A 23695-nucleotide genomic window follows, 5' to 3' on the forward strand; every position below is an offset into this window, starting at 1 on the left:
CTTCAATCGTTCACACCGCTTCCCCTCAGAACCTGACGTTGAGGTTTGCGCGGGCCGATTGGTCAGACATTCGCGAACCGAACTGGCCGTCATAGGAGATGCCGAACGTGGCATACGGGGTGATGGCGTAGGAGATGCCGGCCTCGATCACGGCGGCATCTCGCGTGATCGGAACCCCGCCGATGCTGAACGCATCGCCGCCGCTGGCGAAGCGCATGGTGGAGAGCGGTGTCACGTCACCGAATGCATGACGCCAGCCGAGCATTCCGTTCGCTGTCAGCGTGGTTCCCCCGAGATCGAACGTGGTCGAGGCGCGCAGGCCGAGCGTCGTGAAGGTCGCGTCGGTGTTGGCTGCCGCGCTGGTCAGTGCCGCAGCGCCGCCGCGCTCGGTGAAGCCATCGGTGTGCAGATCTACATAGGCGAGATTGGCGAAGGGCTCGAAGGATGCGCCGCCCGCGTTGAAGCCATAGGCGAGTTCGCCGAAGACCTGCGCCGTGGCAGCATTGTACTTGCCCTTCAGGCTGTCTCCAAAGCCAGGGAAGATGACGCTGCGATTGGTCGAGATGTCATGCCAAGTGTAAGCAGCGCCGGTGCGGAAGGCGAGATCGCCCCAGGCCGTGCCGCCATAGAGGCCGAGATGATAGGTGTCGCTCGTGCCCGAGGAATGACCATCCTTCACGTTGAAATCGGTGCGGCTGTAACCGGCGACCGCGCCGAAGCGCCAGGTGTCGAACACCGGCGCATCGGCGCCGACGAAGAAACCGCCGGTCTTGCGGTTGAGCGTCGCGGCGTTGCCGTCGCCGTTGGTATGGCCCCAGGAGCCAAAACCCTGGCCCCAGACCGCGAAACGATCGGTGTTGGCCTTCACCGTCACCGGTTTGCCGTCGACATGGGTCGTGACAGTGCCCGAGGCGCCGACTGCGTCGAAGGCGGCGCGGATGCGGTCGTTGACGGCGCTGCGGACGAAGCGGCTGTCCTCGATCAGCGCGGTCTTGGCCGACGCGTGGATCTCGCCCGAGAGCTGGTCGAAGGCATATTGCGCCTGCAGAGCCGAGAGGTTCAACACCGCATTGTAGAGCGGATTGCCGAAGCCGAGGCTTTCGACGCCGCCGCCGGTGGCGATCTGGTCCGCCGTGATGCCGATGGCGGCGAAGTCGATATTGTTGCGGGTCATCGTCAGAGTGACGTCGCTGGCGCCGTAGCCGAGCGTCTGCGAAAGAAAGGCCAGATTGGAGCTGACGCTGTCGAACATCCCCGTCCTGCCGCCATTGGTCGTCGTGCTGAGGATCGTGTAGGTGGTGCTGGGCGCGTAATTGCCCGAGCCCGCCAGCACATTGACCGAGCCGCCATTGATCGCGATCGATCCCGTGGCGTTGATGCGACTAGCCTGACCGGCGGTGTTGACGGTGACCTGATAGATCGAGCCTGCATCGAAGGTGACGTTGCCGGCCACGCTCATCGTGCCGATGCCGCCTGCCACGCCCGGGGCGACGGTCGCGCCGCTGGCGATCGTCAGGCCGCCAACCGAACCACTACCCGTGAACAGGCCGCCCGAGACCGCGACGGCGCCGGTAATGGTGCCGTTGTTGGCCGTGGTTCCCGCGGTCTGAGTCAGGCTGCCGTTGATCGTCCCGTCATTGTTGACGACGCCCGCCGTGTTGAAGTTCCCGTTCCATATTCCGCCGGCCGTATTGCTGATCGTGCCGGTATTGGAAGCGACATTGGCGTTGTAGATGCCGTTATTGGTGACGAGCCCGGCATTGTCGAGAGCGTCCGCCACGGTGCCGTTGTTCGTGATAACGCCGCCGGCCTTGTTGAGGATGCCGGCGGGCGCCGTCAGCGAGCCGCCGGCGGCGATCGTGACGCCGCCGCTGTTGGTCAGCAGCCCCGCCAGCGTGTAGTCGCCGGTTGCAGCCACCGCAAGGGTCGCGCCGTTGGCATTGGAGAACGTGCTGTCGCCGGTCAGCGTGCCGCCGATAGTGAAGATGCCGCCGGCGTTGTTGGCGATCGCTCCATTGAGCGCGCCATTGGCGTTCACCGTGCCGGAGTTGATCACGCCATTCGAGACGTGGCCCGCCGTCTGGGTGAAGGTCGCGCCGGCATTGTTGGTCACGCCGCCCGTGACCGTGCCGGCGTTCCGGAACGTGGCGTTGTTGGTGACGTCCGAGGTGATGCCGCCGGCCGCCGTGATCGCCAGCGTGCCGCCATTGATCGTCGTCGAGCCGGTATAGGCGTTCATTGCCGAGAGCGTCAGCGTGCCGTCGCCGTTCTTGGTCAGGCTCGTGCCGTCCCAGCCGCTGGCGAAGGGACCGGCTTGGTTCGTCAGCGCCATATCGACATTGAAGGCGTCCGTGCCGTTCGCCAGCGTGAACGCGCCGTTGCCCCGCGCCGCGCCGGCGGTCCAGGTAAGGCCGAGGCCCACATTGTAGGCGAGATTGTCGGCGCTCTTGCGGCCCATCGCCGTCAGATAATCGACCGGGTTCGACGCGCCGCCGATGATGACGTTTGCGAAGTCGCCGGAAATGCCGTTCGTCGTCGCGATGACCGTGAACTGCGTGCCTGCCAGTGCGCTGGCCGTCGATGTGCTCGCCGCGAGGCCGGCGATGTTCAGGGTTCCGCCCAGCGACGCGGAGTCCGCCGTGATGATCGGCTGGTTCGCACCAAGGGTGACGTTCAGGGTCGAGCCGGCATCCTGCGTGAAGGCTCCGGTCACGGCGAGTTGCGCGGCTCCGCCGATGGCGGTGACCGCGCCGCCCTGCGTCGTGTAGGTCGTGGCGCTGAACGTGCCGGTCTGACTGAGCGCCAGCGTGCCATTGCTGACCGTGACCGCGCCCACCGAGTTGTTCGCGCCGGAGAGGGTCAGCGTGCCCGTGCCGATCTTGACCAGCGCGCCGCCGGCGCCCGCGATGACGCCGCTCACCTCGGTCGAAAACCCGTTCGAGCCGACGGTCAGCTCATTGCTGCCGAGAATATAGTCACCGGCCCCCGCGATCGACCCCGCGCTCAGCTTGTAGTCGCCGTTCGGGCCGGTGGTGCCTGAGAAATCGACCGTGCCGCCCTGATCGTTGGTGATGGCGGCGTTGCCCGCCGTGCCGCTGTCGTTGAAAGCCAGGTAGCCATTGTTGGTGATGACGGCGTTGCCCGCCGTGCTGGCGTCCCGGAAATACAGAGCGCTGTTGTTGGTGATGGTGGCGCTGCCCGCCGTGCTGGTGCCGTAGAAATACAGGCCGCCGTTGTTGGTGATCGCGGCGCTGCCCGCCGTGCTGCTGCCGTTGAAAGCTAGAGATCCATTACTGGTGTTGGTGATGGCGGCGCTGCCTGCCGTGCTGGTGCCGTAGAAATACAGGCCGCCGTTGTTGGTGATGGCGGCGCTGCCCGCCGTGCCGGTGTCGTAGAATGCCAGGTAACCATTGCTGGCGTTGGTGATGCCGGCATTGCCCGCCGTGCTGGTGTCGTAGAAAGTCAGGTAGCCGTAGTTGGTGATGTCGGCGCTGCCCGCTGTGCTGCTGTCGTAGAGGGCCATGGCGCCGTTGTTGGTGATGGCGGCGCTGCCAGCCGTGCTGTTGCCCTGGAAATACAGAGCGCCGCTGTTGGCGATGGTGGCGTTGCCCGCCGTGCTGGTGTCGAAGAATGCCAGGTGGCCATTGCTGGCATTGGTGATGCCGGCATTGCCTCCCGTGCTGGTGTTGTAAAAATACAGGCTGCCGTAGTTGGTGACGGTGGCATTGCCCGCCGTGCTGTCGTCGTTGAAAGTCAGGAGGCCGCTGTTGACGATGGCGGCGCTGCCGGCGCTGGTGCCGTTGCGGAAATTCGTCGTGCCGGCATTCGTGATGCCGGTGATGCCGCCGGTGTCGGCGTTGACCACATCGAACGTGCCGCTTGAGCCCACGGTGACGGCGCCCAGAATCGAGCCGGCTGTGGTCGAATCGCCGAGTTGCAGCGTGCCGTCCGCGATCGTGGTGCCGCCGGTGTAGGTGTTGGCCGCGGTCAGGACCAGCGTGCCGAGACCGGCCTTGGTCAGCGCGGCGCCGTTCCAGCCGGTGACGGGGTTGGCGGTCTGATCGGCGAGCACCGCCCCGACCGTGAAGCTGTCGGACGGGTTGGTCAGCGTGAACGTGCCGTGAGCCAGACTGTTGTTCGCCGTCCAGCTCAGGCCGTAGCTGGCGAGATATTGCAGATTGTTGGCCGACTTGCGGGTGGAGACCGTGAGATAATCCACCGTGCCGCTGAAGCCGCCGACGGTGACGGTATCGAAGTCGCCGCTGATGCCGGACGTCGTGTTAATCAGCACCTTGTCGAGCTGGCTCGCGTCGTCGATGCCGCTGATGTTCAACGCGACGTCGTTGCCGATCGTGACACTGTTGGCCGACAGCGCCGGACCGTTCGCGCCGGCGACGATCGACAGCGCGGTGTTGTCGCCGAAGATCACAGCCTGCGCGACGCTTACGGTCGCCGGCGTCTGGATCGCCAGCGTGCCGCCGGCCACGATGAGGTTGCCGCCGAGCGTGTTGCCGCTGCCGCCGAACTGCAACCGGCCATCGGTGACCAGGGTGTCGCCGGAATAGCTGTTGGTGCCCGTCAGGACCGTGGTGCCCAAGCCGATCTGCCGCACCGCGCCGCTGCCCGAGATGTCGCCGGCAAGCGTCAGCGTCCCGGTACGGTTGAAGGTGAGCACGCCGTCGTTGACGACGTTGCCGAGGATCGAGCCGGTGCCGCCGCCGTTGCCGATCTGGAGCGTGCCGCCCGCGATCGTGGTGCCGCCGGTATAGGTGTTGTCGCCGGTGAGGATCGTCGTGCCCCCACCGATCTGCCGGACAGCGCCACTGCCCGAGATGACGCCGGAGAAGATTGCCACATCGGAGCGGTTGAAGGCGAGCACGCCGTTGTTGACGACATCGCCGAGGATCGAGCCAGTGCCGCCGCCATTGCCGAGTTGCAGGATGCCGCCGTTGATCGTGGTGCCGCCATTATAGGTGTTGGCTCCCGACAGGGTCAGCGTGCCCGTTCCGGTCTTGACCAGCGAACCGCCGGTGCCCGAAATGACGCCGTTTACCTCGGTCGAGCGATCGTTCGAGCCGACCGTCAGCTCGTTGGCGCCGAGGATATAGCTGCCGGGCCCCGCGATCGACCCCGCGCTCAGCTTGCCGTCGCCGTTCGGGCCGGTGCTGGTCGAGAAATCGACCTCGCCGCTCGAATTGCCGTTGGTGATGGCGGCGTTTCCCGCCGTGCTGGCGTCCAAGAAATACAGGCCGTAGTTGTTGGCGATGGTGGCATTGCCGGCCGTGCTGCTGTTGTAGAAATACACGCCGGCGTTGTTGGTGATGGCGGCGTCGCCCGCCGTGCCGTTGTCGAAGAAAGACAGGACGGCGTTGGTGGTAATGACGGCGCCGCCCGCCGTGCTGCTGCCGCCGAAAGACAGGCCGTCGTTGTTGATGATGGTGGCGTTGCCGGCTGTGCTGCTGTCGACAAAAATCATGGAGCTGCTGTTGGTGATGGTCGCATTGCCCGCCGTGCTGCTTCCGTGGAAAGACAGGTTGCCGTTGTTGGTGATGGCGGCGCTGCCGCCCGTGCTGGTGTCCGAGAAATACAGGTTGCCGTTGTTGGCGATGGTGACGCTGCCGGCCGTGCTGTCGTCGCTGAAAGACAGGTCGCCGTTGTTGGTGATGGCGGCGCTGCCGGCCGTGCTGGTGTCCCAGAAATACTGGTCGTAGTCGTTGATGATGGTGGCGCTGCCCGCGCTGGTGCCGCCCCGAAAATTCGTCGTGCCGCTGTTGGTGATGCTGGTAATGCCGCTGGTGTCGGCGTTGACGACATCGAACGTGCCGCTGTAGCCCGCCACGTTCACGGCGCCCAGGATCGCGCCAGCCGCGTTCGAATCGCCGAGTTGCAACGTGCCGGCGTTGACCGTGGTGCCGCCGGTGTAGCTGTGTGCGCCCGTGAGAACCGTCGTGCCGGGACCGCCCTTGGCCAAGGACGCCGTGCCGGCCAGCGTCGTGCCGATCGTGCCGGGCCCCCAGAGATAGATGCCGCTCGAGGACTTGATCGTGCCCGCACCGGTGGCGGTGCCGCCATAGAAGTCGAAATACTGCACATCGAGCGTGCGGCCCGCGCCGACGGTCAGTGTCGCCCCGGCGGAATTGGTGAAATCGTTCACCCACGACATGTCACCGCCGATGAGCGAGACGCTGCCGCCGCTCTGATTGTTGAAATAGCTCAACCCCAGCCGGACGTCGCCGCCGATGACATTGATCTGGCCGCTGTTGTAGACGCTGCCTGCGGGCGACAGTTGCGCCGTGCCGCCGGGGCCGTTGAAGTTGATGACGCCGCCGGCGTTGTTGTTGATGTCGCCATTGCTCATGACGATGCCGTCGGTGCCGACATTGATGGTGGCGTCGTTGTTCAGCACACTGCCAGTGTCGTAGAGGGTGGCGCGCGCGCCCAGATTGATTTGGCCCGCGCCGGTGTTGGAAATCGACCCGGCGAGCATGTTGTCATCGCCGATATTGACGATGCCGCCCGCGTTGGTCAGGCTGGCGATGCCGCTGGTGTCGGCGTTGACGACATCGAACCTGCCGCCGGATCCCAGCGTGACTGCGCCGATGATCGCGCCGGTCGCGCCGCCGTTGCCGAGTTGCAGAATGCCGCCGGAAATCGTGGTGCCGCCGCTATAGCTGTTGGTTCCCGACAGGGTCAGCGTGCCCGTGCCGATCTTGACCAGCGATCCACCCGCGCCTGAAATGACGCCGCTCACCTCGGTCGAGAGCCCGTTCGAACCGACCGTCAGTTGGTTGGCGCCGAGGACATAGCTGCCGGGCCCCGCGATCGACCCCGCGCTTAGCTTGTGGTCGCCGTTCGGGCCGGTGCTGTACGAAAAATCGACCGTGCCGCCCGAATTGTTGGTGACGGCGGCGTTGCCCGCCGTACTGGTGTTGTAGAAATACAGATAGCCATTGCTGGCGTTGGTGATGGCGGCGTTGCCCGCCGTGCTGGCGTCCCAGAAAGTCAGGTCGTAGTTGTTGATGATGGCGGCATTGCCGGCCGTGCTGGTGTCGTAGAAATACAGACGGCTATAGCTGGCGTTGGTGATGGCGGCGTTGCCCGCCGTGCTGGCGTTGTTGAAAGACAGGTAATTGTCGTTGGTGACGGCGGCGTTGCCCGCCGTACTGGTGCCGTAGAAGAACAGGTTGCCGTTGTTGGCGATGGCGGCGCTGCCCGCCGCGCTGTTGTCGTAGAAATACAGGTTGCTGTTGTTGGTGATAACGGCGTTGCCCGCCGTGCTGGCGTTGTTGAAATCCAGAATGGAGGTGTTGGTGATGGTGGCGCCGCCGGCCGTGCTGTTGTCGTAGAAAGCTAGGTAGCCGCTGTTAGTGATGGCGGCGCTGCCGGCGCTGCTGTTGCCGTAGAAATACAGGCTGCCGTTGTTGGTGATGGCGACGCGGCCACCGTTGGCAACGATGCCGGCGCCGTTGAAGGCGAGGGCGCTGCCGTTGCTGAAATCATAATCCGGGCCGCCCGCATTGAACGTCCAGCCGCCCATGGTGGTATTTGCGGAAAACGACAGGCTGGTGACGGACGAAGCGCCGAACGTGGCCGTGCCGTCCGGCGCGGTGCCGGAACTCCAGTTGGCGTCGTTATTGTAATTGCCGTCGGCCGGGCTGGCGAGCCAGGTCGCGTCCTGCGCCTGCGCCGGAGCCAAATAGGCGGCGACCGTCAGCGCCGTCGAAGCCAGCAATGCGGCGCGTAACAGGTCGCGTAATGACGCTGTGCGGTGCCAAGTGACGTTGCGCGATGAAGCAACGGCGCGCGCGGAAGTCGAAACTGTTCTTGAATCCATGGTTCCCCGGCCCAGAAAGAGACGCGCGGCCGCCGGATTTCGATTCATCCCCGCCTACGTCATTCCCGTCCCTTTCTGGCACCGCACGTCGGAAACGTCCTGAATCGACCGCTGCTAGGTTCTGAATCTTTCCGTTATTTTCTGAATATGGCGCCTTCCGCCGCGCTTTATAGTACCTAGACATAGTTTTGCGGCGGTTTGCCGTTTCGGAGGGGGTAAAGTGCCGCGTGTTGCGATTTTTAGATTTTGAACTGGACCGGCAACTGGCCGAACTGCGAGGGCCAGACGGCGACGTCATCAAAATTCGGCCGAGAAGCCTCGAAATGTTGACGTTTTTCGCCTCCAATGCGGGGAGGGTCCTCAGCAAGCGGGAGTTGATGGAGGCGGTCTGGCCAGGCGTCCATATCGGCGAGGACAGCCTATTCCAGTCAATCCGCGAGATTCGCACCGCGCTGGGCGATGATCAGCGACAGAGGATCAAGCTGATATCTGGCCGCGGCTACCTGTTCGCTGCCGAGGTGACGGACACGACGGATACGGACGCGCCGGAACAAGCCAGCCCGGCGATCGAGCCCGAAATACAAAGCGAGCCGAGCCCGAATCGGCACGGTTTCAGCATGCGGCGCCGCGCCGCCCTTGTGGCTATGGCGGGGCTCGGCGCGTCGGCTCTGGCGGCAGCGACATGGCTCCCCCGATTCCTCGCGGGCTCGCCCGTGACCGTCGCCGTGATGCCCATGGCGGCGGGCGACGACCCGCAGACCGCCCGGATGGCGGCGGACGTTACCCGCGATCTGACCGACGGACTCGCGAAAATCGACGCGATCCGCGTGGTGGTTCCTTCCGACGCCGCGAAGGGCGTCGATTACGTCGTCAGCAGCGAGCTGGAGAAGGCAGCAACCGCGTGGAATTTGCGCGCGCGCATGACCGAACCGGCAACCGGCGCGGTCAAATGGACAACATCGCTCTCCGTTGATCTGGCCGACGCCGATGCGCAACGTCAGCAGACCCGCTTGACCGCCGGCATGGGCCACGCGCTGGCGGCACGCATCAATGCGCTTCAGAATACTGATGAACGCCGGACCGAAGGCGTGCCGTCCGGCGCCGCCAAGGTCGCCATCGAGCAGGCGACGGCCTCGATCAACCAGACGACGCCGGAACGCTTTCGAGCCGCGCAGGCGATGCTAGAAAAAGCCCTTGCCGACGACGCCGACAATATCGACTTGCAGGTCGCCCTGGCGGCGTTTCAGCTCCGCGGCATTCAGATGGCCTGGTTTCCCGCCGACGAGCGAGAGACGGTCGAGACCAGCATCGGGGCGATCATGGCGCGCGCGTTGCGCGCGCAGCCCGACTACATCCCGGTGCTGGAAGCGCATTGCCGGTATCTGTCGACGACAAACCGATTCGTCGAAAGTCTGGTCGCATGCGGCAAGGTGCTCGCTCGCGATCCATGGGATGGGATTGCGCTGTACCTCATCGGGCTGTCCCAGGTTTTCCTCGGCCGCTTCGACGACGCGCTCGCCACGTTCAAGCAGGCGGACAGCTTCGATACGCCCTCGGTCGCGCGCTGGACCTGGGCGATCGGGGCAGGTTTCACCTATCTGCTCATGGGTCGCGCCGAAGACGCCTTGCCCTGGCTGCAACGGTCGATCGCGATCACGTCGGCCAGCGGGCGCACGCATCTGCTGTTGGCCGCCGCCTATCAGCAATTGGGCCGCGTCGCCGAAGCCCGGGCGACGATAACCAAGGCCCTTGAGCTGAGGCCCGGCTCGACCGCGCTCAATGTGCCGGCGCCGACCAAAAACACCAGCCCGGTGTATCTCAAGGCTTCCGAACGGATCATGAGCCTGATGGTGGCGGCCGGGTTGCCGGAGAAATAGCGCTACGCAGAAGTCGTAAGGACAACAAGTGTGGGCGAGCTGAAGTCGTCGGACATATCCTAGACTAGCGTTGTCGGCCCTCGCACCTCAAACTACGCAGCCTTCGTCACCTGGATAGTATGAAGCATCTCCGGCTTTAGATGCGTGTATCGTCGTAGCATCTTCCAATCTTTGTGGCCTGTGACCAGCGAGACCTGTTGAATTGTGAACCCAGCTTCAAACAGGCGGATCGTTCCTTCATGCCGCAAGTTATGAAAATGAAGGTCCTGGATGCCAAGGTCAGCGCATCCTCGGCGAAAGGCGGTGCTGACTGACCGATGATTGACCGGGAAAATTCGATCATCGTCATTTGGGTTCTTCGCGCAGCCAAAACGCTGTTTGTGTAGCACGAAGATTACTTTTCTCTGGCATAGGACCCTTCCTTTGCCGCTCCACTTATCACCCAATGCCTGCAAATCATGACCGGGCTCCGATGACACAAGTCCTCGAGTTCTCCGGCGCACAATCTAAGGAGTCAGTCCCAGCGTAGTTGATCCAGAACAGTCGCTGCTCAGCGACTGAGATCCAGTTCCGTTCCGGTTCGCAGACATTCCATATAGGCTCGATATGCGAAGCTGCGGTCGCGCTTCTTCCCTGTCGTTTCCACGAGGATATCAATCCCGGCTAGCACTTCGATTGCGCGGGTCGCGGTCGGTTTGCTTGTCTCGAGGAGTTTCATCGCTGATGCGACGGTCACGATCGGATGACGCGGAAGTCGCTCGAATAATCGGAGAGCGGAAACGGATGCTGATTCCACACCGAGCAGCCGCGTGCGATCCGTACTGACGAGGTTGAACAATTCGCGGGCCGAGACGACGGCTTCATCGGCGATCGTTGCCACGCCATCGAGAAAGAAGTCGATCCAGCCCTCCCAGTCGCCTTCCAGCCGCACGACATTGAGGCGCCGGTAGTACTCTTCGCGGTGACGCTTGAAGAAGAGGCTGATATAGAGGAGCGGCGCCTTCAATAATCCCCAGTGCTCCAGTAGGAGGGCGATCATCAGCCGTCCGATTCGTCCATTGCCATCGAGATAGGGGTGAATGGTTTCGAACTGCGCATGCAGGAGGCCCGCGCGCACGAGTTTTGGCAGCCGGTCGTCGGCATGGATGTACTTCTCGAAGGAACTGAGAAGTTGCGAGAGTTTCTCGGAGGGCGGGGGAATATAGACCGCGTTCCCGGGCCGGCTTCCGCCAATCCAGTTCTGGCTGCGGCGTATTTCTCCAGGTTGCTTGCTACCGCCGCGCACGCCACGCATCAATCGCTTATGGGCTTCATTCAAAAGCCGTAGCGAGAGCGGCAGACCACGTTTCGACGCGAGCTGACCACGCGCGTAGGCAAGCGCATCGAGGTAGTTTGTAACCTCCTCGACATCGGCGTTGGGTTGGGGCTGATCCTCGGCTTCAAAGGCGAGAAGGTCGACGAGCGATGCTTGCGTGCCCTCGATCTGCGACGAGATCACCGCCTCCTTGCGTACGAAGGCGTATATGAACCAGTCGAGCGAAGGCACCATCTCGCCCGCCAGATCGAGCCGGACAAGCGCCTGCTCGGCCCGCCCAAGGCGATGTTCAAGCTTTGCGTCGATGGCGAGCGCCGGCCGCGCAGGCAGCAGATCGAAGGGAACGAAGGCATCGATCTTTTCGCCGCCTGCGGTCACGTTTGCGTATCGGCCTGTTGTGCGCTTCGGCATGTCTTGGGAGCTCGCCCCAGGGATGACGTCGTTTCAACGTCCGCATGCAAGGAACGCTCACGTTCCCTACCAGCCCACTAGGAACTCACTCTTTACTAGCGGAAGCCGTTAGTCAAGAGATCGTTCTTAGAGTTTGCGTGGATAGCACGAAAAGAGATTGGGCGATCCCAGAGGCCACTCGATAGAGTTCCATCGCTGCGCTCGGTCGCTCTCCAGCAACGGGAACCGGTGACTCCTAGCGACCGGCGCATTCCCGCCTGCACTCCGGGTCCGAAGTCGCAGTCGAGGAACATTCTTCTTCCCGCGCTATTCGGGAGAAGTTTCCCGGGACAACGACATGTCGATACTGGGCTGGATTCTCGGCCGCCGCCTGGCAAATCAGGAACAGTCGCAACGCAAGATCGGCGTGTTCGAGGGCGTGCCGGCAATGGGCCTCGATGGGCTGGGTTCGTCGGCTTATGGGCCGGAAGCGGCGCTCACGATCCTGATCCCGCTCGGCGCGGCGGGTCTCGGCTATATCGGTCCGATCATGGGCGCCATAGTCGGTTTGCTCGCGGTCCTTTATCTTTCTTACCGCCAGACCATTGCCGCTTACCCCGGCAATGGGGGCGCGTATATCGTCTCGCGCGAAAATCTTGGCCGCAACGCCAGCCTGCTCGCCGCCGCCGCGCTGATGGTCGACTACGTGCTCAATGTCGCCGTAGGCATCTCTGCCGGCGTCGGCGCGCTGGTGTCGGCGCTGCCTTCGCTGCATGCCTACACGCTTTGGATCTGCCTCGGGATTCTGCTTTTGGTGACCGTCGTCAACCTGCGCGGCACGCTCGATGCCGGCCGGTTGTTTGCCTTGCCAACCTATCTGTTCGTTGCGAGTTTCCTGGCGATCCTGGCGATCGGCGTCTCGAAGACGCTTGCCTCCGGCGGTCAGCCGGTGCCGGCAATTCCACCGCCGCCCCTGCAGCAGCCATCCGAAACGGCAAGCCTGCTCCTCTTGATGCACGCCTTTGCCAGCGGCTGCACGGCGATGACCGGCGTAGAGGCGGTCAGCAACGGCATGACCGCATTCAAGGATCCGCCCGTCAGGCACGGCCGGCGCACGCTGGCGGCGATCTGTCTGATCCTTGGACTGCTGCTCGGCGGCATCGCTTTCCTGTCGGCACGCTACCGTATCGGTGCGATGGATCAGGAGAAGGACGGCTATCAGAGCGTGCTGTCGCAACTTGCGCATGCCGTGGTTGGCGACGGGGTTTTCTACTATGTCGCCATCGGTAGCCTGCTTTGCGTGCTGGCGCTTTCGGCCAATACAAGCTTCGTCGATTTCCCCCGCCTTTGCCGCATGGTGGCGGAAGACGGGTATCTTCCCAAGCCCTTCGCCATGGTTGGCCGCCGGCTCGTTTTCTCGATCGGCATTCTTTACCTCGCCTCGTCGGCGGGACTGCTGCTGGCCGTGTTCGGCGGCATCACCGACCATCTGATCCCGCTTTTCGCCATCGGCGCCTTTCTGACGTTCACGCTGTCGCAGACCGGGATGGTGATGCACTGGGTAAGGGCGCTTCGCACAACCAAGGACACGAACCGGACAGGCAACCGGATGCATCTGGCGATCAACGCGTTCGGCGGCATAGTCACCGCGCTGGCGCTCATCGTGATTGTCGTCGCCAAATTCGGGGAGGGCGCCTGGATCACGGTGATCGTCATCCCGGTTGTGATCCTCCTGCTGCGGTTGGTGAGGCGCTATTACGACCAGCTCGAGGCAAGTCTGCGCGAGCCCGGGAAAGTCGATTTGAGCAGCACCGAGCCCCCTGTCGTTCTTGTCGTGACCCAGCAATGGAACAGGATGGCGGACAAGGCGCTCAGCTTTGCCTTTCACCTGTCCGGAGATGTCATCGCCGTCCATGTGGCGCGGCTGTCGGGTGAAGAGAGCGACGAAGAGCGCGCAATTCGAGGGAGGTGGTCGCAGGATGTGGAAGCGCCGGCGAGGGCGGCTGGCCTGCGCCCGCCACGCCTGCTTCTCCTCAATGCCGACTACCGGCTGATGTACGAGCCGTTATTGAAGGAGATCAAGGCGCTGCGCGGCGAGTTCGATGGCCGCGCCATTGCAGTGCTGCTCCCAGAGGTCGTGCCGCCCAATTGGTGGCAATATATGCTGCATACGCAGCGCGCTCGCCGACTGCACGCCAAACTGCTCGAGTTCGGCGGATCGGACATCGTGATCATTTCCATGCCTTGGTATATCGAGGAACCGAAGATCGAGGCGGCCCGTTGAATGTTGCCGCTCCGTTCGATCACGCCACCTCGCCAAAAGTTTGGCCGAGCGATGGAAAACAGGAACGTTCCTATTTCTCAAACATTCTCCCTAGTCTGCACCGCGTAATTTCTACTTGCTGGGGCCGGAACATTGTCATCCAGAGAGCATAATTTGCCGAACCCCAGCGCCGAGGAGATCTCCATCGTCGATCTCATTCCTGCGTTGCGGGCTTTTGCGCGAACCTTCTGTCGCGTGCCTGACGATGCCGACGATCTTGTGCAGGAAACATTGTCCAAGGGGCTCGCCAACCTGGACAAATTCGAGCCCGGCACGCGCCTGAAGTCCTGGCTCTTCACCATCATGCGAAACACGCACTACACGCGTGTCAAAGCGGCGGCCAGGGAGGCGCCCGGACTGCTTGACTGCGCCTCCAGCCGGCCGATTTCGGAACCGTCCCAGGATTGGTCCGTGCAAAGCAGGGAAGTGCATCAAGCCATCCAGAAGCTGCCGTCCCATCAGCGTGAGGTCTTGATGCTGATCGGCGTACTGGGCGTAAGCTACGAAGAAACCGCGCAAATATGCGGTTGCGCTGTCGGCACCGTCAAAAGCCGCCTCAACCGCGCCCGCGCCGGCGTTCTGGAATTCCTCGGAGAAAGCTCGCCGCAAGCACTGATCGAGCCACGCCGTCAACTTTCGGACAATCATTGGGATACGGAGGGCGCAAGGCGCTAAGCCCGGCCAAATCCTACCGGCGCTGGGCTGCTGTCATGACTTTGGCCTCTCTCATCAACGAAGCCCAATTCAGGCCGAGCAGAGAAACAAGTTCGAGCGCTTGCGCTTCGGTGATGCCCGTCTGTGCGACCAGCCGCCGAATGAGTTCGTCCACTTCCGGAGTTCTGCCAGCCATCGGGATGATCCCCAATCGGCTACAACGATTAACTTATGTTAAGGTTCCACCGATCACGCGACAGCGGGCGATATCGATGACTTCCCGTCTCCAAGGAATGCCGCATCCTTGCTGGTGACATCTTCAGCCGCGCTCACCGGTCATGTCGCCTTTGCGCTTTTCGATCAAAGCGCTCTGCAGTTCGAGTGCTAGCCTTGTCAGCCGGTCAGGGACCTCCTCCTGCTCGATAGCGTTCAGCAGCGATGCGATCTCCTGGTCCAAGCTCTGGATTACCTGGGCGCAAAGGTCGCGCTGACTCCTGTGAGACATGGCATTCTCTTAACAAATAGAGGCCCCTTCAAATCTCACAGAGGCATAGCCGACCGGCCTATGCAAGGCGCTTGCCGCAGGCTGTAGGGTTTCCGGTCCGTTGTCCCCGGATTTTGCGGCAAGAGGTGACTGGAAACATCAGCTCAATCCTTGGGAAGGCGGTTCGCAGCGTGATCCTGATACTGATCGGATTTGATCCGGTTGCCGTCCAGACCGCGTTGCTCGGTGTGCTGCTTCTTGTCCCGGTTGGACAGCACCTCGTTCTCGCCGACCACGTCCTTTGCAAGCGTCGTCTTGGCTCCGGTTCCGGAACCCTTGCCCTGGCTGCCGCGGCCCATCTGCTTCTTACCGCCGGATGCCATCTGCTTCTCCCTGTTCTGCTGGCGTGGAACTGTTCGGTGACCGAACTGCCGCCGGTGCGTTATGTTCCGCCGTCACGACGGACAAGGAAGGCCATGCCGTCCCAACTGCCGAACGGCATTTCGCCGTCGACCACGAGGTCCATGCCGCATGCATGAGAAAGACGGCTGATGTCGCCGGAATCGATGCCCGGCGATGTGCGATAGGAATAGTTGAGGATAGCTGCCATTCCTCCCCGCCGCAGCACGCGCGCGGTCTCGATGAAATGCCGCTCGGCAACCCCGGCGAGCACCAGGTAAGGAAAACTGTCCAGGGCCAGCACGCCGTCAAAGCTTGCATCGGCGAAGTCACCGAGATCAAGGCCTGAGGTCAGGCGAAATTCCACATTGGCAAGGCCGGCGCATCGCCGGCGCGCGATTTCGATCATCCGCGACGAGATATCGATGCCGACGACATATCCTGCGTGGGTGCCGAGCGCATGTCCGAGACGCCCGATGCCGCAGCCGATGTCGAGTATGTGCTTATGGGCACCAAGGAAATCCTGCTGTTCCAGCCATGAGACAATCTCGGCGGTCGTGGTCGACAGCCTGTGCTCGTCGCCAAGCGAGGACAACTGGACGCTGGCCGCGGGAGATATGGCGGCCGCCCGATCGAAGCTGCCGGCCAGCCGTTTGACGGTCATGGCGGTCGGTTCGCTATCCGGCCGGTCATGCGACACGCAGGCAGCCGCTCTGCGGACCTTGTCGAAGGCGTCCGCCTTGCCACGAAGCATCGTGGCGATCTCTTCCAGCCAGCATCGCCGGGGAGCATGGCTTGGACGCATGTCCAGCGCGATATCCGCCAATTGCGCCGCGCTGGTCGTCTTGTCGGTATAAACGGCCAATCTGGCCAGCGCGTTGTCGACGGAAAGGCCGTCCGTCATGCAATCCTCGAGCAGGCGCCTGGCAATCGCGCCGGGTTGGCTCGCGACGTTCACGGCGACGCGCTCCTGGTCCACACCTTCTGCGCCGTCCAGCGGTCCTTCGCGCCCCAGCCATATTTGTAGCCTTCCCTGCCGCGCAGGAAATCGAACTCCAGCGCGCCCTCGCTGGCGGCTCCGGTGATGGCATGCCCGATCAGAATCGCGCCGGGGCTTTCGTCGGCATAGGCCGGATCGAAACCGCCAAGATAGGCATAGGCCCGGTCGCGGTGATGAAAACCGTAATAGGCGCCGACGACGGCACCGTCGATCTGGATCGTCAAGCATCGCGCCATGCCGTTATAGGCAAGCCGCGGCAGGGCCCGGCGATGAAATTCCACAGCCGTGTCGGACAGGACGCCACCGCCATGGCCGGTCCAGCGCGCGCCATGCAGTCGGATGAGCCTGTCGAGAAATGTCTGCGGATCGGAATCGCCGCGGCTGACAATGACGGCTCCTCTTCGCCGGGCAGCTCTCTCGGCGCGGCGCAACTGACGCCTTCGTCTCGCCGGAACCGAGCGGGCCAGAGTCCGATCGCCGTCGAGCAACAGCACGGGACAGGCCGCGTGCGCCATCGATCGGCGCTCTTCGGCATTCGGCAGCTCAAGGCTCAGCGATATGGCATCGGCCGAGAGATCGGGCAGGATCCACTGCGACCATTCCAGCGACAGTGCCGCTTCGGCTATGGCGGCCTCAGTCTCCGCCTCCAGTTCCGGCGCGCACAGAATGTCGAGATAGTCGCTAAGCGAAATCCCGATGGGGAGCAGGCGCTGACCGCAATCATGCCTTTCGATATAGAGCGGCGCCAGTCCGGCGAGTTCGTCTCCGCTCCACACGGCAATTGCCGTGAGATCGCCCGGCGCGAATGTACGCCACCAGGGGATGAGCCAGGCAGGAGACTGGAACGGCGTGGCCGAGATGCTCCGCCCCCAGAGCTGCCACCAGCACGGCTCGAGGTCCTCGAACGTCCCCGGATCGCGAATGATCTCGGTGCGCAGGCCGCGCATCAGGCGGTTCCCAGCAAGGCGCGGCGGGTGCCAAGCTTCGCTAGCGCTTCGTAAGCATCCATGTAGGATGTGACCATGCGCTCAAGCGAGAAGCGGCGGCGCGCCTCGGCCCGGCAGGTCTCATGGTCCAGCGCCCCAGAATGGACGATGGCCTTGACCATCTCCTCGACGTCATTGACCAGAAATCCGGTTCTGCCATGCTGGACGACGTCGGGAAGGGTGCCATTCGGGAAAGCGACGACCGGCGTGCCGCAGGCAAGCGCCTCCATCGCGACAAGCGAGCTGGTTTCGGCGGCAAGGCTGGGAATGACCAGGCAGCGGGCGGCGTTGAGCAGCCGCCGTTTGGCGCGAAACCCCAGCGGCCCGAGAAAACGCCGCTGCCGATCGAGGCGAGGACGGACCTCGTCGGCGAAATAGCGCAAATGGGTCTCGTAGGGATAGACTTGGCCGGCGATCGCCAGGGGAACGCCGGCGCGCCTGGCTGCCTGGATTGCGAGATGGATGCCCTTTTCGGGACAGATGCGGCTGAGCACCAAAGCGAAATTGCGTCGCAACCGGGGCTCGTTCAGCGCATCGATATCGACGCCGTTCGGAATAGGCGTCGCAAGTCTCGACCCTGCCGCCGCCGTCCTGTGCTGCGCCTCTGAGACCGCGTGCAGCCACAGGTCCTCGCGCGACGGCGCAAGCACTTCGGAGGGATACCAGCCCAGCGGCAGGTGCAACGTCACCAGGGTTGGGCCGTCGGTGGGCAGATAGGCGTCGAAGTCGATGCCGTGGAGGTGAACGACGTCGATAGGCCAGCGCGCCCGGGCGGCCGCGATCGCGTCGCGATGCGCCTGCTGGGCCCGGTCCTTCGCCGCCTTGTCGAGCACGCCTGCTTCGGCCGGTGTTTCCACTAGGACGCCGGCCGTCTTTGACCCATGGCAGGCAACGACAACCGACCGGTAGCCTTTCTCAACCAGCGCCCGGTCCAGCGCCGACAGCACCTGCTCGGCGCCGCCGACCGCATCCGGTCCGACAGGCGCGAGGGGGTAGGCGACGTTGAGGACAGTCAGTGTCATCGCCGATCGAGCCGGAATTCACCATGCCGCCGACACGCGCCGCGTTCGTGTCATGTCGTCGCTGATCGCAGGAGCGTAGCGGCGGATCATCGCCGCGCAGAATTCGGCGAATTCCTCGGGCACCTGCGGCGGACTTGTGTGGTGGGGCTGGAGACCGCGATGCTCAGGCGTGAAGCAGAAGGTCACCGTGACGTTGAAGTCGGCGAGCGCTTCCATCTGGCGATCGAACCAGTCCAGCGCATTCGGCCGGAAGCTGTCCGCCCAGGACAGGCCAGTGCGCAGGTGCGTCACGCCCAGTCGGTGCATCCAGGCAACGGCATCATCCAGCCGATGGTCTTCGTAATGGAACCACTGTACTAGGCCCATTTGCGGGGTGTGACGCACGAACTCCTCAAGCGCCGGCTTGGGCGTGCCGTCCTCGCGCAGCAGGCCCATGTAGAAGTGCCTGTAATAGGACGAGCCTTCCGCCTCGCGATGGCGCGTCGTCGCCTCCCATGAACGCGGCAGGTCATAGAGGCTGTACCACTGCACCCGCGGCGCGATGCCGAGCAGCAGCTCGGCCGTGCGGCGCAGGCCCCAGAGCTGGATCTCCTCGGCGCCGAAGGTCGAGACGCCGACTTCGCTGACCCAGATCGGCAGATCGGTGATGGCGGCGATCTCGCCGAGCTTCTGCGGCCATTCGTTGATTTGCCAGAGGTTCCAGTCGAGCGGGAAGCCATGCACCGCGACGGCGTCGACATGGTCGAGCACGCCGAAATCCTTCATGCGCGTCATGAAGCCGGCATCGATCGGCGAAATACCGCCCAGCACCTTCGTGACGGCCGGGTTCTCCCGGTCGATCGCATCGGCCGCCAGGATTGCCATCGAGGCAAAACGGCTCCAGCCCGGATCGAGCTCGGGATCCCAATGCGATTTGTTGTTGGGCTCGTTCCAGATCATCGCGGCTTCAATCATCGGCCTCTCCTTTCGCGGGATAGACGGCGGCGCCGTCGGACGGATTGCCCGCCGCACGGCAGAAATAGACCTCGTCCTCAGGGTGCCGCACGATTTCGAAGCCGGCGCTGCGCAGCATCGCTTCGGTGCAGGCGCGGTTTGGAATCCACCAGTTGGTCGGGTCGTCCGCATAGCGATGCTCGATGAAGTGCAGTTTCGGAAATTCAGGTTGATCGAAGAGGTCGCGTGTCCAGAAATGGTAGTTCTGTTCGAGCGGCAGGACTTCCCCGCTGCCCCTCTGCATCGACTGGAAGATCATCAGGTCGCCTGCGACATGCGCGCGGATCAGGTCGAGCGCCAGCAGCGGATGGCGCAGGTGGTAGAGCACACCCATGAACAGCACGATGTCGAAGCGCTCGCCAAGCGCCCCGACGTCGTAGACGGACATTTCCCGGAATTCGATATCGCAGCCGGCGATCTCGGCGGCGAAGCGCGCCTGGGCGAGGTAGGCCTGGTCGAAATCGATGCCGAGCACGCGATCGGCGCCGCGCTTCTTCATCTCGATCGAATAGAAGCCGGCGTTGCAGCCGATATCGAGCACGGACATGCCCGAAAGGTCGGTCGGAATGGCATCCGCGAATTTGCGCCATTTGATCAGCGGATAATTGCCGAGGAAATGATCCGGCGCGGTTTCCACGCCCGCAAGCTCCATATTGTGGAACCACGGTCCCAGTGCGTCGATGCGGCGGCGTATTTCCGTGCTGGAGTGCAGCATGGCTAAGCTCCTTCGCCTGGAAGGGTTGGCACCGTTGAGAGATCTTGCGATGCGAACATCGGCGGGGTCTCATCTTCAACGATATCGTTGCTTTCGAGCAGCCTGAGCGCCGTGCGATATCCATCGAAAGTGCCGACGTCGACATAGGCCGTTCCGGCCTTGACGCCGTAAGCCTCGCCTCCGGCTGCGAGATAGGCGTTGACCAGCGTGCCGAAATACTCGTCGAAGCCGTCGCGCTGGCGCCACAGTGCCGCGAGCTGGTGGAAGATACGGCCAGGCATCTTGAAGGCGCCCCAGACCCAGTTTGTTGCGGCATCAGCTTGCTTGACCTGGATTTGCTCGACACGTCCGCTCTGATCCAGGACGACGGCATCGAAGAGTTCCGGGCGATCGACCGGAAACATCAGAAAGGAAAGCCGGTCGTCGGCCAGGCGGCAGAAACCGTCCTCGGGGAACCAGATTGTGTCCGGCAGGCCGATCAGGACCGTTTCTTCCGGCGTGACCAGCGGCTCGGCACGGAAGATCGCATCGCACAGTCCGATCGGGGAGGGCTGCGCGACGAAGATTGCTGCGGCGGTGTCATAGCCCGCGGCATAATATTCGAGAATGTCCGACTTGCCGGAACCGATGATGAAGCAGATGCGGTCGACGCCGTTTCGGACCATCCGCCGCACCAGATATTCGCTCACCGCGCAGGGGCGCTCGGTCTGCCCGTCCAGCCGGCTGCCGACCGGCAGCAGCTCCTTGGAAAAACCCAGCGGCTGAATGCGGCTGCCGCGGCCCGCGGCAGGCACGATCCCCAACATCAGATGGCTTCCTCCATTGCTCCATTTGCCATGGACGCGGCGGCGTTCAAGATGCGATCGAGTTCGGCGGCGCGGTGCGCGGACGTGTGCTCGTCGAGGACGCGTTCACGGGCGCGGCGGCCAAGCGCCTCGATTTCGTTGTCCGACAGGCCAAGCGCGGCGACGACGTCGCCGGTGGTGTGTGCCAACAGAATCTCGCTGCCGGGCGTGAAGAAGCTGTCGAGGCCTGCCCAATTGTCGGAGATGATCGCGGCGCCGCAGGCGGCTGCCTCGAACAGCCGGCCTGACGGGCACCAGCCCTTGCGCGCCATCGCCTCGCGGGTGACGTTCAGCGTCAGGCGCGAGGAGGAAAAGAAGGCGGGGTGATCCGCGGGCGGCAGGTGCCTGACGAAGAAGATATTGCCGCTCCATGGAAAGTCCGCTGGATACTGTGCGCCGCCGATGATGAAGCGGCGGTTCGGCAGTTTGGCCGCTGGAGCCACGAGCAGTCTTTCCACGGCCGCCTGCCGGTCCTCGGCATAGGTTCCGAGATAGGAGAGATCGCCGGCGAACTCGGACCGTGGCCGGGCCGGCTGGTGCCGGTTGGGGTCGACATGGCCGTAGAGCGGCAGGACATGGCGCACGCCGAGAATACACTTCAGCGCATCGATCGCCGGTCCTCCGGTATAGCTCAGGATCAAGTCGAAATCGCGCAGGCCATCCGGCTCGAAATAGGCCGGGTAGTCACCTTGCTCGATTCTCGCCAGCGTTACCGGTGTATCGAGATCGTAGAACACCTTCAGCCCGCGGCAGCTCTCGTTGGCGAGCCGCGAGGCCCTCACGGCGTCCGGACAATAAGAGGTGACTATGACCACGTCGGCCTGCCGTATCGCGGCCTCGGCCTCATGGCCGATACTCTCCCAGTCCGGGTAGAGAATGATGTTGCAAGCATCGAGCCGGTCGAGGTCCCTGGCACCGGCGTAATAGGGCGTGTCGCGCTCGAAGAAGCTGATCGACCAGCCAATTGGGGCCAGAGCGCCTATCAGCCCACGCCAGAGCGTGGCATGGCCGTTGCCCCATGAAGACGTGACGGTGAGACCGAATATGACCATGCGCATAGCCAGCCGCTCCGTCAGGGGAGTTCGTTGAGGCGGATGAGCTTGGACCCCCAGTCGCCATGAACGACTGTGGTGACCGAGGCCGGCGCGATATCGAAGCGGAAGCAGTCGCCGAGCTGCAGGCCGAGGATCGCGCAGACGGCTGCCTTGATGACGTCGGCATGGCTGATAAGGGCGATGCACTGACCCTGCCCATTCTCGCGCAACGCGTCCATCAGGCCGACGATCCTGTGTTGGACATCCAGCATCGTCTCGCCGCTCGGCGTGCGGGCGCTCTGGCGCTGGTCATTCCAAAGGCGCCAGCTTGCGTCGCCGTTCAATTCCTCGAAGGTCTTGCCGGACCATTCGCCGAAGTCGATCTCGTCGAGTTCCTTGCAGATCGCGATCTTCTCGACCTCGCAGGCGATCGCAATCGGCTTTGCGGTCTCCAGCGCGCGCTCGCGCGGGCTGCTGAAAATTGCCGCGAGCGGCTCACGTGCCATGCGGCGCGCGAGCTGCAGCGCCTGGGCCTGGCCGGCTTCGTCGAGGCGAACGCCTTCGAGCCGCCCGGCCAAATAGCAGCCGACATGATCATGTGCCGCGTGGCGGATGAGAAAGAAAGTCGTGGTCATTCGGCGGCATCGAGCAACGGCTCGTCCCCGCCGGCGATGAAGGCCAATGTGCGCAGGCGCGCCTCGGCGTCGGTGAACTGCTGGGGCGGCGACTTCATGAAGTAGCTGCTGGGGCCCGTGAGCGCGCCGGCAATGCCACGGTCGAGGGCCAGCTTTGCGCAGCGGACGGCGTCTATGACCACGCCCGCGGAATTGGGCGAATCCCAGACCTCCAGCTTGAGCTCGGCATTGAGCGGAACGCCGCCGAAAGTGGTACCTTCGACCCGTATATAGGCCCATTTGCGGTCAGTCAGCCACGGGACATGATCACTGGGGCCGACATGGATGTTGCCGGCCTCGAGCGGGACGTCGATCTGGCTGGTGACGGATTGCGTCTTGGAAATCTTTTTCGATACCAACCGCTCGCGCTCAAGCATGTTGAGGAAGTCGGTGTTGCCGCCGAAGTTGAGCTGATAGGTGCGATCGATGCGCACGCCGCGCTCCCGGAAGAGATTGGCGAGCAGCCGGTGCACAATGGTTGCGCCGACCTGGCTCTTGATATCGTCGCCGACGAGGGGAAGACCGCGCTCCTTGAAGCGCTGGCGCCATTCCGGCCGCGAGGCGATGAAGACAGGAATACAATTGACGAAGGCGCAGCCGGCCTCAAGCGCGCATTCGGCATAGAAGTGCGTCGCCTGTTCGGAGCCGACCGGAAGATAGGATATCAGCACCTCGACCCCGCTTCGCCGGAGCCGGGCGGTTACGTCTGCGACTGGTTCATCCGACTCTTCGATCTCGTCTCGCAGATATTTGCCGATGCCGTCGAGTGTTGGGCCGCGCTCCACACGAACGCCGGTCGGCGCGACATCAGCAAAACGGAAGGTGTTGTTGGGCGCGGTGTAGATCGCTTCCGCCACATCGCGCCCAACCTTGTTTTTCGCGACATCGAAGGCGCAGACGACCTCAATGTCGTCGACATGATAGCCGCCGAGGTCGGCATGCATCAGCCCGGGGATCGGCTCGTTGCCGTTGGCGTGGCGGTAGTAGGAGAGACCTTGCACAAGAGATGACGCGCAATTGCCCACGCCAACGATGCCGATACGAACTTTCTTCGATGTCACGAAACCGCTGCCTCTTTGCTGGAGGTAAGTTCCTCGCGCCGAACCGGGAGCGACGTCGAATGTTCCTTCGCGCCGCGAAAAATTGCTGA

The 23695-nt window shown here is 63.3% G+C and carries 18 protein-coding genes; 3 read left to right on the forward strand and 15 right to left on the reverse strand.

What is annotated here, in order from left to right; genetic code table 11:
• Positions 1-25: 25 nt before the first annotated feature.
• Positions 26-7834 carry an autotransporter-associated beta strand repeat-containing protein gene (locus tag FJW05_RS19925; protein WP_181165010.1) on the reverse strand — a complete coding sequence of 2603 codons (7809 nt, stop codon included), beginning with the start codon at positions 7832-7834 and terminating at the stop codon, positions 26-28.
• 227 nt (positions 7835-8061) lie between these two features.
• On the opposite strand from FJW05_RS19925, the gene FJW05_RS19930 reads away from it, so the two are divergent.
• Positions 8062-9711 (forward strand): tetratricopeptide repeat protein, encoded by a 1650-nt coding sequence (locus FJW05_RS19930; protein WP_140635069.1) that lies wholly within the window; start codon positions 8062-8064, stop codon positions 9709-9711.
• A 92-nt stretch (positions 9712-9803) separates the two neighbouring features.
• Here the strand turns inward: FJW05_RS19930 and FJW05_RS19935 are convergent, their stop codons facing one another.
• On the reverse strand, positions 9804-10214 hold the full coding sequence (locus tag FJW05_RS19935) for a tyrosine-type recombinase/integrase (RefSeq protein ID WP_348639830.1): 411 nt from the start codon (positions 10212-10214) through the stop codon (positions 9804-9806).
• A gap of 47 nt (positions 10215-10261) precedes the next feature.
• Positions 10262-11437 carry a Fic family protein gene (locus tag FJW05_RS19940; RefSeq protein WP_140635070.1) on the reverse strand — a complete coding sequence of 392 codons (1176 nt, stop codon included), beginning with the start codon at positions 11435-11437 and terminating at the stop codon, positions 10262-10264.
• 337 nt (positions 11438-11774) lie between these two features.
• On the opposite strand from FJW05_RS19940, the gene FJW05_RS19945 reads away from it, so the two are divergent.
• Together FJW05_RS19945 and FJW05_RS19950 are read left to right on the forward strand one after the other, a co-directional pair.
• Positions 11775-13700, forward strand: a complete 1926-nt coding sequence (locus FJW05_RS19945; RefSeq protein ID WP_140635072.1) for an APC family permease — start codon at positions 11775-11777, stop codon at positions 13698-13700.
• 153 nt (positions 13701-13853) lie between these two features.
• Positions 13854-14414: a sigma-70 family RNA polymerase sigma factor gene (locus tag FJW05_RS19950; RefSeq protein ID WP_140542295.1), complete on the forward strand. Its 561-nt coding sequence runs from the start codon at positions 13854-13856 to the stop codon at positions 14412-14414.
• A gap of 13 nt (positions 14415-14427) precedes the next feature.
• Here FJW05_RS19950 and FJW05_RS27485 read toward each other — a convergent pair whose 3' ends face one another.
• The 12 genes from FJW05_RS27485 to FJW05_RS20005 form a co-directional block, all read right to left on the reverse strand.
• Positions 14428-14589, reverse strand: a complete 162-nt coding sequence (locus tag FJW05_RS27485; protein ID WP_181165011.1) for a hypothetical protein — start codon at positions 14587-14589, stop codon at positions 14428-14430.
• Positions 14590-14712: 123 nt separating this feature from the next.
• The gene (locus FJW05_RS19955) at positions 14713-14898 is read right to left on the reverse strand and encodes a hypothetical protein (RefSeq protein WP_140635074.1); all 186 of its coding nucleotides are present in this window, start codon (positions 14896-14898) and stop codon (positions 14713-14715) included.
• 143 nt (positions 14899-15041) lie between these two features.
• The gene (locus FJW05_RS19960; RefSeq protein WP_140635076.1) at positions 15042-15260 is read right to left on the reverse strand and encodes a hypothetical protein; all 219 of its coding nucleotides are present in this window, start codon (positions 15258-15260) and stop codon (positions 15042-15044) included.
• A gap of 59 nt (positions 15261-15319) precedes the next feature.
• Entirely contained in the window at positions 15320-16234 is a 915-nt protein-coding gene (locus FJW05_RS19965; RefSeq protein WP_246673544.1) for a class I SAM-dependent methyltransferase, read from the reverse strand.
• Entirely contained in the window at positions 16231-17223 is a 993-nt protein-coding gene (locus tag FJW05_RS19970; RefSeq protein ID WP_140635077.1) for a GNAT family N-acetyltransferase, read from the reverse strand. The genes FJW05_RS19965 and FJW05_RS19970 overlap by 4 nt, the downstream gene beginning before the upstream one ends.
• A complete protein-coding gene (locus FJW05_RS19975; RefSeq protein ID WP_140635079.1) occupies positions 17223-18284 on the reverse strand; it encodes a glycosyltransferase in 1062 nt (353 codons plus the stop codon). Before FJW05_RS19975 ends, FJW05_RS19970 begins: the two co-directional genes overlap by 1 nt.
• Before the next feature lie 18 nt (positions 18285-18302).
• Entirely contained in the window at positions 18303-19238 is a 936-nt protein-coding gene (locus tag FJW05_RS19980; protein WP_140635081.1) for a beta-xylosidase, read from the reverse strand.
• The gene (locus FJW05_RS19985; RefSeq protein WP_140635083.1) at positions 19231-19992 is read right to left on the reverse strand and encodes a TIGR04290 family methyltransferase; all 762 of its coding nucleotides are present in this window, start codon (positions 19990-19992) and stop codon (positions 19231-19233) included. Before FJW05_RS19985 ends, FJW05_RS19980 begins: the two co-directional genes overlap by 8 nt.
• A gap of 2 nt (positions 19993-19994) precedes the next feature.
• Positions 19995-20798, reverse strand: coding sequence for a nucleotidyltransferase family protein (locus FJW05_RS19990; protein WP_140635085.1), 804 nt, complete (start codon positions 20796-20798; stop codon positions 19995-19997).
• Positions 20798-21895, reverse strand: a complete 1098-nt coding sequence (locus FJW05_RS19995) for a glycosyltransferase (protein WP_140635087.1) — start codon at positions 21893-21895, stop codon at positions 20798-20800. Before FJW05_RS19995 ends, FJW05_RS19990 begins: the two co-directional genes overlap by 1 nt.
• Before the next feature lie 14 nt (positions 21896-21909).
• Positions 21910-22506: a histidine phosphatase family protein gene (locus tag FJW05_RS20000; protein WP_140635089.1), complete on the reverse strand. Its 597-nt coding sequence runs from the start codon at positions 22504-22506 to the stop codon at positions 21910-21912.
• A complete protein-coding gene (locus FJW05_RS20005) occupies positions 22503-23606 on the reverse strand; it encodes an inositol-3-phosphate synthase (protein ID WP_140635091.1) in 1104 nt (367 codons plus the stop codon). Before FJW05_RS20005 ends, FJW05_RS20000 begins: the two co-directional genes overlap by 4 nt.
• Positions 23607-23695 lie beyond the last annotated feature (89 nt).

The sequence above is a fragment of the Mesorhizobium sp. B2-9-1 genome, assembly GCF_006439455.1.
GTDB lineage: Bacteria > Pseudomonadota > Alphaproteobacteria > Rhizobiales > Rhizobiaceae > Mesorhizobium.

Excerpts from the sequence above, each read along its gene's own strand:
- FJW05_RS19925 (WP_181165010.1), bottom strand. The coding sequence starts at position 7,834 with ATGGATTCAAGAACAGTTTCGACTTCCGCGCGCGCCGTTGCTTCATCG.
- FJW05_RS19940 (WP_140635070.1), bottom strand. The coding sequence starts at position 11,437 with ATGCCGAAGCGCACAACAGGCCGATACGCAAACGTGACCGCAGGCGGC.
- FJW05_RS19945 (WP_140635072.1), top strand. The coding sequence starts at position 11,775 with ATGTCGATACTGGGCTGGATTCTCGGCCGCCGCCTGGCAAATCAGGAA.
- FJW05_RS27485 (WP_181165011.1), bottom strand. The coding sequence starts at position 14,589 with ATGGCTGGCAGAACTCCGGAAGTGGACGAACTCATTCGGCGGCTGGTC.
- FJW05_RS19955 (WP_140635074.1), bottom strand. The coding sequence starts at position 14,898 with ATGTCTCACAGGAGTCAGCGCGACCTTTGCGCCCAGGTAATCCAGAGC.
- FJW05_RS19960 (WP_140635076.1), bottom strand. The coding sequence starts at position 15,260 with ATGGCATCCGGCGGTAAGAAGCAGATGGGCCGCGGCAGCCAGGGCAAG.
- FJW05_RS19970 (WP_140635077.1), bottom strand. The coding sequence starts at position 17,223 with ATGCGCGGCCTGCGCACCGAGATCATTCGCGATCCGGGGACGTTCGAG.
- FJW05_RS19975 (WP_140635079.1), bottom strand. The coding sequence starts at position 18,284 with ATGACACTGACTGTCCTCAACGTCGCCTACCCCCTCGCGCCTGTCGGA.
- FJW05_RS19980 (WP_140635081.1), bottom strand. The coding sequence starts at position 19,238 with ATGATTGAAGCCGCGATGATCTGGAACGAGCCCAACAACAAATCGCAT.
- FJW05_RS19985 (WP_140635083.1), bottom strand. The coding sequence starts at position 19,992 with ATGCTGCACTCCAGCACGGAAATACGCCGCCGCATCGACGCACTGGGA.
- FJW05_RS19990 (WP_140635085.1), bottom strand. The coding sequence starts at position 20,798 with ATGTTGGGGATCGTGCCTGCCGCGGGCCGCGGCAGCCGCATTCAGCCG.
- FJW05_RS19995 (WP_140635087.1), bottom strand. The coding sequence starts at position 21,895 with ATGCGCATGGTCATATTCGGTCTCACCGTCACGTCTTCATGGGGCAAC.
- FJW05_RS20000 (WP_140635089.1), bottom strand. The coding sequence starts at position 22,506 with ATGACCACGACTTTCTTTCTCATCCGCCACGCGGCACATGATCATGTC.